Source organism: Brevibacillus sp. BD137 (assembly GCF_041644655.1).
GTDB lineage: Bacteria > Bacillota > Bacilli > Brevibacillales > Brevibacillaceae > Brevibacillus > Brevibacillus brevis_D.
Map to the genome: position 1 here is coordinate 588880 of NZ_JAOTNO010000001.1, position 13342 is coordinate 602221.

General features: G+C 46.8%; 2 protein-coding genes. Both read right to left on the reverse strand.

Going from position 1 to position 13342, the window contains the following annotated elements; translation table 11 throughout:
- Window positions 1–15: 15 nt before the first annotated feature.
- Entirely contained in the window at window positions 16–6024 is a 6009-nt protein-coding gene (locus ODZ53_RS03150; protein WP_372675880.1) for an amino acid adenylation domain-containing protein, read from the reverse strand.
- A 30-nt stretch (window positions 6025–6054) separates the two neighbouring features.
- On the reverse strand, window positions 6055–13329 hold the full coding sequence (locus ODZ53_RS03155) for a beta-ketoacyl synthase N-terminal-like domain-containing protein (protein WP_372675881.1): 7275 nt from the start codon (window positions 13327–13329) through the stop codon (window positions 6055–6057).
- Window positions 13330–13342 lie beyond the last annotated feature (13 nt).

Genomic DNA, 13342 nt, shown 5'->3' on the forward strand with positions numbered 1-13342 from the left:
CTCTTGTTCGCAAATTTAGTGTTGGGGATGATGCGTCATCTCACGGATTAGCTCGCTTACCTTTTGCTCTGGGTTCGCTACCAATCCTTCTAAAAGAGCATTCAAGTGCTGCAGCATACTGCTAATTTCCTGATCGTGGAAGAAGCGACGATAGTAGTTGATATGCAAGACTAGCACTTGTTCATAGAAAAGGATCTCGACTCGTAATGGATGCTCCGTCTGCGCGATCGAATCATAGATGGTAGCACCGAGGACATCATGAAATCCTCTAAACACGGAAGAGAAATCTGGGAGCTGTTCGCTCACCAGATAGCTGTCAAACAAAAGCCGATCCCGTGGAATATCGCACCACTCGTATATTTTTTTCAACGGCGTGTATTCATATTGACTCGTCTCTACTACCTTGGACTGCATGTTTTGGAGCCAGGACAAGAACCTCATGTTTTGCTCAATGCTCACGCGAATGGGCAGAATATTGAAGAAAAGCCCGACAGAATGCTCGACCTCCATCATCGCTATACTACGGCCGGAGAAAATCGTTCCAAATACAACGTCTTCCTTGCCGCTGTAATGGTGGAGCAGCAATGCCCAAGCTCCTTGTACCAATGTATATGGCGTCAGATGATACTTCTTGGACAAGGATAACAACGCCGAGGAGACTTCTGGTGATACGATGAACCTTTCTTGAGAATAAGGAGGCTCGTCAGCAGAAGGATTCTTCCTGCTCGCTTGCGCCCATTCAAGAGTGGAGCTGGTCATTCCTTTCAGATTTTTCTTCCAAAACAGCTCGGCATCCGTTAAATCCTGCTGTTTTTGTAGCACAACATAGTCCCGATACGGATATACAGGCACAATATCAATCGCCTTCCCTTGAGAAAACGCTTGATAATATTCAAAAAGTCTCTTCACGATCAACGTATAACTCCAGCCGTCCTGCAACATCAGGTTGAAGACGTAAATAAAGTAGTAGACATCCTCTCCTACTTGAAGCAGAGCCAAATGCGCATGTGGTGCTTGGCCCATCTCGAATCCTTGTTGTCTTAGCTTTTGAATATAGGATTGAAGTTGTTCCTGTTGATTTTCTTCCGGAATGCCGCGCCAATCTTCCTGTTTGATGTGGATATCTACTTTCTCATGCACGATCTGCATCGGTTCCTCCAGCTCTTCCCAGATGAAGGAGGTTCGCAAGGCAGGGAATTGTTGGATAAGATGCTGCCATGCCTGCTCAAAAGCAGCTACGTGGAAAGGACCACCCTCGATGCGAAAAGCATGATGAACCACATTTAAACCGGGCTCTGGATGATGTTTGTATCGATAGAGCATATTCTCTTGCATGATCGTCAGCGGATATACATCCTCCATATATGGGTTGTCTGCTTTTATCCGTTCCAGCTGATGTTTATCAAGCGTGGGTAACTCTACTGTTGCCGTTCGTTTCGCACTTTGGGTGGAAGCCGCACCTGCAACCTCTGCCAGTTCAGCTATCGTCTGGAATTGGAAAATTTGCTGTGGAGTCAATTCCAAACCGTGTTGTTTTGCTCTCGCAACCACTCGAATGGTATGAATGGAGTCGCCACCCAATCCGAAGAAGCTATTATGTATGCCAACCTTGTCCAAGCCCAATATTTCAGCCCAAACATCGGCAAGAATTTTTTCCGTCTCCGTCGTCGGTGGTACAAAATCTCCCTCCATCTCTGGCACTTCCATAAGCGGCGTAGGAAGCGCTTTGCGATCCAATTTTCCATTCATGTTCACTGGCATTTCCTTGATAAACTCAAAGATGGACGGAACCATGTAATCTGGCAGCTTATCCCGTAAATAACTGCGCAGCTCTGGAATGAACTGGCGAGCAACTCTGTCTGTCAAAGGATCGTTCGCATACGATTCGATCGGCTGGTAGTTCTTCACTTGACGGTGCCACGGGGTGACCACTGTGTTACGCTGTCTTTTTTCTAGTAAATGCTCAGGTCGGAGCACAGCTTCATAGCTGCCATCCTCTCTATCCCCCATCCAAGCGATATCTACGCTGTATCGAAGCTCAGCACCCAACTTCCAAAGCTCCTCAGGGTCTATTCCAATGCCTTGAAGGTTTTGGTCTGTTCTTAGCTCTTCCACCGTTTTGACTACATCTTTGTCAGCAAGCAACGACTGGTATCGATTCGCCCTGTCCAACCGTAGATTAGGAATATTCGTAAGACCCAAGATTTGCGGTTTATACTTGGTCATGATTTGGCGAAGTCCATCTATATTTTGGAGTCCCTCTTCATGCCAATCCAGCCAGGAAAAGTTCTCAATCGGCTGCACTTTTTTGCCGAGATGAAGAACCACATCATAGCGATAGCGTGTTAATTCATTATGATGACTTCCACGCTTCAGCTTGATTTCTACATGGCTGATTTGATGCAACTGCTCTTGAAGCGCATAGAAAAAGGCAGGATCGATAACCAGCTCCTGCTCTTGTCTCATTCGTTTCTGCACGCGGCGCTGCAATTGATCCATGGTCAACGTCCCCGGTGACTTTTCCATCTCTACCTCAGTGAGGAAGGTTTGCAGTAATGAAAGATTACGAACATCACCGACAAAAATCGATCCTTTGTCATTCATGGCATGTATGGCCTTTTTCAGCACATCCAATAGGTAGTCCGCATCCGGGAAATACTGCACAACAGAGTTGAGCACGACCACATCGAACTTCTGTCCCTTTAGCCCACTAAAATCATCCGCATAGCTCTTACGCAGGGTGACATTGGATAAATCCTCTCGTTGGTTGATCAGATTCGCAGTAATATAATCCAACGCCATCGACGAAAAATCCGTTCCCCAATATTGTTCACAATGAGGCGCAATTCGAGATAACAACAGCCCTGTACCGCACCCGATTTCGAGTACCTTTTTCGGTTGCAGGGCTAGGATACGATCCACCGTCGAATTGACCCATTCGCGCATTTCTTCCGCTAAAAGAGGCTCACCCGTATAGCTGCTGTTCCAGCTGGTGATGTTAAAATCGGCCTCATATTTATTTTCATCATCATAGGCTTTATCGAAGACATCCTGCCATTCTGATACCTGTTCCGCAGGAAGTGCTTCTTCTGCTGCCTTTTTCAATTGTTCCTTGGACTGTGAATCTGGCACGATATAAGATACCAACTGCTTATGCCCTGGTCTTTGCTCGGATTCATGTACGATCACAGCCGATTTTTGTACACGTGGATGTTCATCTAATACAGCTTCAATCTCACCCAGCTCGATACGGAACCCTCTGAGTTTGACCATAAAATCAATTCGGCCTAAATACTCGATGGTTCCATCCGGCATGTAACGCGCCAAGTCCCCTGTTTTATAAAGGCGTGCCCCTTCTTTTTTGCTGAACGGATCAGGGATGAATTTCTCTTCTGTCAGCTCAGGTCGGTTATAGTATCCGCGAGCCAGTTGCACACCACCGATGTGCAGCTCGCCAGAGACACCTACGGGAACAGGCTTTAAGTGCTCGTCTAACAGATAGATTTGGGTGTTTGCCACAGGACGTCCAATCGGCACGGATCTAAGCTTGCTTCCTTTTTGACATGCCCAGTACGTGACATCAATCGCCGCTTCGGTAGGACCATACAGGTTGTGCAATTCCGCATCGAGACACTCGAAAAAGCGCTCCTGCGTTGAATAAGATAAGGCTTCCCCACTGCAAATGACGCGTCGAAGCGTATCGCAGCCACTAATTTCCGTCTCCTCCAGGAATACTTGAAGCATCGAAGGAACAAAGTGCATGGTGGTGATTTTCTCTTTTTTGATCAGGCGTGCCAGATAGGTCGTATCCTTGTGTCCTTCTGGACGAGCTACTACCATGCAAGCGCCCGTCATTAACGGCCAGAAAAATTCCCATACCGATACATCAAAGCTGAAAGGCGTCTTTTGCATCACCCGATCGGTTTCATTCAGTTGATATTGTTCCTGCATCCACAAAAGTCGGTTGACGATACCGCGATGGGCATTCATCGCCCCTTTTGGCTTACCAGTAGAACCTGAGGTGTAAATCATGTACGCCAAATTGTCGCTGTTGACTCCGCTTGCAGGCGCCACATGGCTCTCCATGCCGATTGTCTCCCAATCTGAATCGAGGCAAATGAGTTGTCCACCGTACTCAGGCAGCGTGTTCTTCAGTGCCTCCGCAGTCAAGAGGAAAGAAGGATTCGCATCCGTGATCATAAAGGCCACCCGATCTTGCGGATAGCTCGGATCTAGGGGAACGTAGGCTCCGCCTGCTTTGAGGATACCTAACAGCCCAATGACCATCTCAAAGGAGCGCTCCATATAAATACCCACAAGTGTTTCCGCTCTTACCCCCTGTTTACGGAGATAATTCGCCAGTTGATTCGCCCGATGATCCAATTCACGGTAAGTGAGTTGCACCTCTTCAAAAATAACGGCTGGCGCATCTGGTGTTTTGGCAGCCTGCGCTTCGATTATTTCATGAAGACACATATCTTGCTCTGGGTAGTACGTCTTTGTATCGTTCCATTCAACTAACAGCTTTTGCTCTTCAGCAGCGGTCAAAATCGGCAAATCAGCAATCAGCTGGTTCGGATTCGCGACAATACCTGCCAGCACGACTGTAAAGCTTTCTAGCAGACGACTGATTGTCGATTCATTAAAAATATCAGAATTGAACTCAACGTCGAGGTCAAGGATATCCCCTTTTTCTACAACCTGAATCCAGAGGTCAAACTTGGATGTGTTGTTACGGAACTCTTCAAATTTGACCAAGGAAAAGCCTAATGCAGACATGTCCGATTTTTTCGGCATTGGAAAGTTTTGCAACACAAAGCAGACTTCGAATAATGGATTTTGACTCATATTACGCTCAGGCTGCAATTCATCCACCAATCGTTCAAACGGTACGTCCTGATGCCTGTATGCGCTGTTCGCTGTTTCTCTCACACGTGACAACAGCTCTCTAAAGCTTTGATTGCCGGAAACATCCGTTTTGAGAACCAACGTATTTACAAAAAATCCAACCAAATTTTCTATTTCCACTCGGTTACGGTTTGCTACGGGCACTCCCACCCGGATATCATTTTGCCCGCTGTAACGGTGCAGCAATATTTTTAACGCAGTGATCATGACCATATACAGCGTGGCATTTTCCTGCTCGCTCAGCGCTTTTATGGCATGGGAAAGGGAAGAGGGAATTTGTAGCTTTAGGCTCCCTCCTTGAAACGTTTGGATGGGAGGTCTTGTACGGTCTACTGGCAGCTCTAACACGCTGCTTTCTTTTCCAAGAGTGTCTCTCCAGTAAGATAGCTGTTTCTCCAGCACTTCTCCTTGAAGCCACTCCCGCTGCCAGCTTGAAAAATCCGCATACTGGATCGGAAGCTCAGGCAATGGGGAAGGCTTGCCCGCCAGATAGGCCTGATAAAGCAGAACCATTTCTCTGAAGAAAACCCCAACAGACCAACCGTCAATGATGATATGGTGAACGTTCAAAAGTAGGATGTTCAAATCCTCGCCGAGTTTGAATAACGTAACACGCAACAGGGGTCCCTTGGTTAAATCGAAAACATGCAAGCTTTCCTCTTTTGCGAGTCGGCGAAACTCATCCTCCCTCTTTGCCTCGGGATGTCCTGTCAGATCGACGATGGGAAATGGAATTTGCAACGCAGGAGCAATTAGCTGATAAGGCTCTCCGTTTGCGACTTGAAAGGTGGTTCGCAGGGCTTCATGGCGCTTCACGATTTCATTCACGCACCGCTCCATGATGTTTGTGTGAAGCTCACCCGATAGATGGAAGGCGGCCACCACATTATAAGCAGGACTGTTTGGTACCAACTGGTCTAAAAACCATAGTCTCTGCTGGGCAAAAGAGAGGGGCACAAAGCCCTCTCTTGAACGCCGTGGAATCCCTGTCTTTTTCGTCTCCAGTTTTGAGCCTTTCAGCTTCTCCAGCAAGGCCAGTTTCTTCTCAGAAAGCTTCGATCTGCTCTCGGCAAGTATCTCATCTCTTGATTTCGCGGATTCCTTATCGTTGATCATCGGATTGCTCCTTCCCACATGTTGAATTCATCAACTTAATAGCTCCAAAATCGCCTCTTCTGGAAGTTCATCAATAACAGCAATTAGTTCCTCTTCAACCAGCTCCGCCATTCCTGCAACGGTTGGCGCCGAAAAGAGATTGTCCAGATTCAAATCAACCGGGAAGCTATTTTTCAATCTGGAAATAATCTGAGTGGCCATGATTGAATCGCCGCCCAGGTCTTGGAAGTTTTTATGGATATCAACCTTCTTCACGCCAAGTACCTCTTCCCAAGCTGCAGCAATTTTTCTCACGAGTTCATTACGTTGTGTGTCGTCTTCTTCAGTCTGAACACGAGTTACCTCCGTTGGTTGGGCTATATCTGCTGCTCTAATCCCCTGTTTATCTGCTGTCAGTTCCGTGGTGGCGGCGGCTTCTTGATGGGTTTGGTTGCGTACGACAACTTTGGGTAAATGGTATCGCTCCTTGGCAAATGGGTAGCTTGGCAGACCTGATAGACGGCTCACCATTCCTTTTGAATAAAGAGCCTCCCACTCTATTTCGTTCCCATGAACCCATAGCTCCGCCAGCTTTTTGATTTTCTTGTTCAGAGCGAGATTGCGGATAAAATCCCTTCCCTCTTCTGTATCACCGATCTTGATGCCGCCCGTTTTGTTTTTTTCTCCGATAAACAGATCAGCCGTTTTTTCCCCATTCCCTTGTATGAATTGCTCTAGCTGCGCAATGAGGTGTTCTTTACTGTGTACCACGACTGCTACTCGATGAGACATGGGTTCCCTTGCAGTCTGATAGGTGTACAGGAAATCTGCCAGGTTCACATCAGGGTGCTTCTCTACAAATGCCTTGGTTTGCTTGGCATAGGCCACTAGTTGCTCACGTGATTCAGCTGACAGCACGAAGACTCCCGTCGCGATCTCTTGACCCTCATCAGGAGTAGCGGATCTTATGTTACTTCTATCAAACTCTTCGATCACTAGATGAGCATTGGTGCCGCTAAAGCCAAAAGAGCTGACCGCAGCCAATCGAGAGCCTTTGGAATTGGTCTGCCAATCCTGCAGCTTGGTATTCACATAAACAGGGCTGTTTTCAAAATCAATGTGTTCATTCTCTTTGACAAAATGGATCGAAGGAGCCATCTTTCTGTTTTTCATGCTGAGTAAAACCTTAATGACACTCAACACCCCAGCCGCCGCTGTGGTATGCCCGATATTGGCTTTCAAAGAACCAATTGCGCAGAATCGTTTCTTCGGCGTGAATTGGCGGAACGATTCACTCAGCGCATGAATCTCTACAGGGTCCCCTAATTTTGTCGCGGTTCCGTGCGCCTCGATATATTGAATGTCTTCCACTTCAATCTGTTTTTTCGCGTAAATGGATTTTTGCAGGTCGCTTTGCGCTTGGAAGCTAGGCACGGTAATGCCCAATGTTCGTCCATCCTGATTGGTTCCACTGCCGCGGATAACACCATAGATGCTGTCGTTATCCCGTACTGCATCTTGCAATCTTTTTAAAATCACAACACCAACCCCATCCCCAACGACAATGCCATTCGCACCATTGTCAAACGGGCGGCACTCCCCTGTAGGAGATAGCATCCTTGCGTTACTCATCGAGATAAACGGAGCAGGATGGGAATAAATCGTAATTCCTCCTGCGATAGCAAGATTGACCTCTTCCGTCTTCAGCTTTTGGCAAGCAATATCGATCGCAACCAATGAGGATGAGCAAGCTGTGTTCACAGCTAACGCTGGTCCTTTCAGGTCAAGGAAATAAGCGATTCGCGAGGCGAGTATACTCGTATCTGATCCGAGCATGCCAAAATGAGAGAAATCTTGTTCTACGGTCATTCCCGCCATAGCGCCAATGATCGTTCCAACAGGTTGTCCCCTCAGCATGGACGGGGTGTAACCTGCGTCCTCTAATGCTTTATAGCTCTCTTGTAAAAGGATGCGCTGCGTGACATCCATCGATTGGGCTTCGGTCGGAGAAATTTTAAAAAACGCTGGATCAAAATATTCAATATCCTCCATCGCCCCGTATTTGATTGGCATATCGACGAGTGCATTTTCTTTGAAAAAGGCACGCCAGTCTGGATTGGTCACTTCTTTGATGCAATCTCTGCCCTCACTGACAAGCTCCCAGAATTCATCTTGCCCCCGAGCACCTGCTGTGCGGCAGGAAATCCCAATGATCGCAATATCATCGGATGCTGCTCTAGGTGGATCGTAGGCAATATTTCGCGATGGGACTATCTCTGTATACGTTGGCTTCGCTTCCAGATTTCCGTGATTTCTATCAAACGCTTCTGCCTGCGCTGGTTGTCGCTCTGGTAGATGAGTCGCGATGTAGCTCGCCAATGCTTCTAGCGAATTATGCTCAAACACGACGCTCGTTGGTAGTTTTAAATGAAACTTGCTATTGATAGCTTCGGATAGTTGAACGGCATTAAGCGATCCAATACCCAAGTCCTTTAGGGTTTCCACTTCTTCCAACTCTTCTTGTCTCAAGCCTAAAACGGTAGAAAAGACCTCCATCAGGCTCGCTTTGATTTTTGTCCGATCTGGAATGAACTGATCTGACGACAAATTACGTTTTCGTTCAGAATATTCAGATGCAATTGGTTGATTTTGAGCATCCGACACGTATGGTTTATTTGAATGGAGCTGGCTAGGCTCGTCTTGCTGCAAATGGCTAGCAATATAGCTTGCCAGTGCATCTAGCGTATTATGTTCAAACACAACGCTGGTCGGTAGCTTCAGATTGAATTTGCTGTTAATCATTTCGGATAAGGCAACGGCGTTAAGTGAGCCAATCCCCATATCCTTCAGGGTCTCTACTTCTTCCAGTTCTTCGGGTTGAAGACCTAAAACGGCAGCAAAAGCCTCAACCAAGGATTCTTTGATGGTTTCCCGCTTCCAATGAGAGCTGTCGTCATGCTGATTTGGATTCGGCAGAGTTCTCGCTTGCTGTTTCGGATACGGAATATAACCGCTGTGTATCATTTCCGCTAACGCTTCTGGATAAGGTCTTTTCTTCGATAGTTTGCTGGCATTCCATTCACAACGCTTCGTGTACGTAAGATGCGGAGCCTTTTTCAGTTTAAACAAGCAATAACTGATCCACCCTCGTTCGAGAGAGATGGATTGATTCACCGTATTGATATATAAATCTTGTACAGCTTTAGGCAGATGCTTGATGTACTGTTCCACATCGGGATCATGCAAGGCGTTAGCAATCTGCGGCGATACGTCAATGATTTCATCGATCACTAACTGATGCTCCGCTAAAAGCTCAATCCATTCTTGTACGGTGGGAATGCTGACTTCGACGTTCTGGTCTACGATTGGTCCTCGCGTATTGGCTATGTAATCGATCAACAGAACGGTTCCTTCTTCGTTCAGAGAAGCGGAGATATTTTGAAATAGTCCGTGTTTATTTCGAATATGGAAGCTCACTTCAATCCCGACGATAATATCGTAGAGATCGGGAAAGGCATCCTTAGAGCTGTCTTTATTGAAAATTTTCGCACGAGCCCCTAGATTTTTCTGCGCGATTCGTTGATTGCCTAGCTCAGCTTGCGCCTTCGTAATCGTAAATCCATGCGTTTTGATATGCGGATAGAGCTCTGCTATTTGAATCACATCTGTCCCGTGACCGCATCCGAAGTCCAGCACTTTTTGCACACGCGAGAAATTTTCTTTACAAAAAAGCACCTGGCGCATCTCTACTTGCTTCTCTCTTACCATTTCTCTTTCCAACGGATATTTTTCCGGGTTCAAAATGACGCGGCTCATTGAAAAGCCTGGAATCTTCTTGTCAAATGGACATACGGTCAAGTAATCCTCCGAAAACTCCGCTTCGCTGCTATTGGCGCTATATGTGTAAATTTCAACGGCTTTGTTTTCGAATTCTGGATGAGCGGATCTCATGCTCGTCTCCCTCCTAGTGCGATTCGTTTGATTGCGTTCTATCCAGCACGTTCTCCTCTTAAACGGATAGGTTGGGAGCTTAGCTACTCTGGATAACTCCTTCCCTTCATGCAGCTTCTGCCAAGGGATAGGATTGCCGAGAACCCATAATTTTGCCAGTTCCCTTATCTCTCCCGGTTTGACTGCCTGAGCAACTCGGTCTGGCATCATTTCTTTGTTTTCCTTGAGATCGCCAAAAAAGCAATGCTCCGTCTCTTCTTGATGTTCCAACCAGCGTTCCAGTTGCTCTAAAAGCTCTGTCTGATTATTGATGATGACAGCCAAACGGCAAGGCATTTCTTCTCTTCCGATTTGCATGGTGTAGGCTGTATTCGCTATATCGATATGCTGGTTCTTATTCAAATAACCAATCCAGCGATGAATGTATGCTTGCAATCTTTCTTTATTCTTAGCTGAAAAGACAAACAGCTCTGGTTCTGACTCGTTTACTCTCCTCGAAGATGGATTGTGGTTGTATTCCTCCACGATAAGATGGGCATTCACTCCACCACCGCCAAAGCTGGTAATACCTGCTCGTCGGGGGACTGTCTGCCCATCTACGGTGACCTGCTTCCATTCCGATACCTCTCGCTGCAATTGAAAGGGAAGTTGATCAAATGGAATATTCGGATTAAATTCGTCAGGAATCAGGGTTGGAACCAGCGTCTGATGCTGTAAGGACAAAATCACTTTCATTAGCTGCGACATGCCGGAAGCCGATTCACAATGCCCGATATTCGGTTTGACCGAACCGAGTCGATAGTCCCCTTCTGCTCCTTGACGGTTGTGAAAAGCTTTCGTCACCGCTGTCATCTCGACGGCATCAACGATGTCTGATCCATAGGCGGAAGCTTCTAGGTAACTAATGGATCGAGGGTCCAGTCCACTTTCTTTCAACGCTTCTTCCATCACATCTGCAATGGGGAGGGGACTTGGTGTCATGTAGCTATTGGCTTTGCCCTTATGGTTGACAGCGGTACCACGTATCACGGCATAAATATGATCCCGATCCTGTACAGCCTGATCGTAATCCTTGAGAACAACTGCCCCTACTCCCTCGCCTGGCACAAAACCAATTCCGCCGTTCCCAAAGGCAGCACTGTCAGAAGTATGTGAGATGAGCTGCCCCACAGTCAGACCGAAGTAGGTAAGCGGATGTGTGTACAAATTCACTCCACCAGCAATCGCCATACTTCCCTTCCCGTTTCGGATGTATTCACATGCTTCATGAATCGCTACAAAAGCGGAGGAGCACATCGTATCGATCGGCATACTCGGACCCTGTAAGTTGAGATAGTACGAAACCCGATTGACCATCGACGAATACGAGGTTGTCGGAAAGTGATGGGTGGTTTCCGTACTATACAAATGAAAGCCTTGTTTCGTAATGCCACCAAAAACCCCTGTTCGCTTGCGGAGCTCCGTAGACATCTTGGATGAAGCATAGCCTGCATCTTCTAACGCCTTCCAGCACTCTTCTAAATATAGGCGCTCTTGAGGGTCTATATTTTCTGCTTCTCGCGGAGTCATCTGAAAGAATAACGGATCAAACTGATCAAATTCCTCTAAGAACGCCCCCCATTTGCTATAGCTTTTTCCTTGGGAAATGGCTTCCTCTCGATTTGGATGATAATACGCTGTCCAATCCCAACGCTTACCTGGAATTTCTGAAATAGACTTTTTACCCTGTACCAAATTCCCCCAAAACTCGTCCAAGTTGTTCGCTTGAGCAAAACGCCCACTCATGCCAATAATCGCTATTTTACCGGAGGATGCAGGCCTGTACGTCGTCCTTTGCGAATGGGCAGATGGCGCAAATGCTCTCGTTTTTCTTGTGTCTCGTTCAACAGGATCTTCCGTTCGATTTGGCTCCTGTGCCTGCTTGTGATCATCCAATCCTGTCAGCAAAATCAGCGCTTCTCTTTGTGTCTCTAGTAAATGCTCGACTAAATCATCTACTGTCTGATATTCAAAAAACAAAGTACCGCTGATGGTTTCGCCGAAAATTTTCCGAAATTGATTGATGAGTTGTACAGATAAAATGGAATCCATACCATATGCCTCTAAAGGCTCGGAAGCATCCATCTTGTTACTCGGCAGTTTCAGTGTTTCAGCGATCTGCTGTTTGATGTATTCCGTACTTTTTTCTCGTAGGACATCCTCGAGTGCCTTTCCGTTAGGAGCGGAGGGTGTGTTGAGCCTCTTTGCTTTTGGTTGTTCCGTATTTACGCTCTTCTTCGGTTTAGGCGGTTGTTTTATTTGCTGCTGGCGGATCACGCCGTCGCTTTCGGTCACAATAATCTGCTGCCCCATCGCGTGCGCCTCTTCTGTTGGGAAAAAGACCGACTGAAATCCTTCTTCCTCCAATACTCTCTGCCACGTTGCCGAAGATAACCCAGGGCAGCCTGAAAGGCGCAGCTCTGGGTCTTCGTACAGCCACCATCCCTCCAGCAAACCAAAGGTAAGATGGAGGAAGATGGAGTTTTTACTCATTTCATTGAGGAAAAGCAAGCCGTTCTTCTTTAGAACGGCTTTCGTGTTACGCACGGTTTGGCGAATATTTTTGGTGGCGTGCAAGACATTTGCTGCAATGACAACATCATATCCGCCCAAATCAATTCCTTGTCCCATCACTGGCTCTTCTACGTTAAAAATCTGATAGGTCAAATAAGGATTGCTTGGGCCATACTCTTTTTCTGCATGCATGAAAAAGGCTTTGGAGAGGTCTGTGTAGCAATATTCCTGGATATGCGCTTCATACGCCTTTAGTTTTTGGAAAACGACGGCACTCGTTCCTCCCGTACCTGCACCAATCTCGAGAATGCGAATTCGAGCCGCAGAATCTTGGCTCAGCTGTTCCTCTACAAAAGCAACCACTGTATCCGCAAGTACTTCATTGAAGTAGTCGGAGACCGAGTTATTTTTGTATACCTTCTCGACTAATTCCATCGATGAATGGGGAAAGATGACCTCTGTGGCCCTCACTTTTCCAGTGAGAATTTGCGGTAAAGCACGCAAGGTTGCCTCGACTAGCTTGACTTGCGCGTTCGTATCCGGATTTTTTAGCCAGACTTCTTTTTCTTGCTCCCATTCCTGCCAGACAGCCGTACTGGAAATGGGAGCAGGATCGATCACGGTAGACGTAGCGCTATCGTAAACGAGATAATCATTCCGGGCCAAAACAGAAACCGTTTCTTCGAGCCACATGTCATATAAGTCAAGCAGACCGCTTTTTCTTTTGAGATCGCTGAGTGCTTGATTCTTTTCCGTAAAGCAGCCAAGCGACTGCATTTGACCCCACAGTAACTTTAAGAGAAGCTCGTCCATTTTGTTCATTCTAGGCACTCCT

What these genes read in the sequence shown, in the direction of transcription:
- ODZ53_RS03150 (WP_372675880.1), bottom strand. Translation starts at nt 6,024, where the DNA reads ATGATCAACGATAAGGAATCCGCGAAATCAAGAGATGAGATACTTGCC.
- ODZ53_RS03155 (WP_372675881.1), bottom strand. Translation starts at nt 13,329, where the DNA reads ATGAACAAAATGGACGAGCTTCTCTTAAAGTTACTGTGGGGTCAAATG.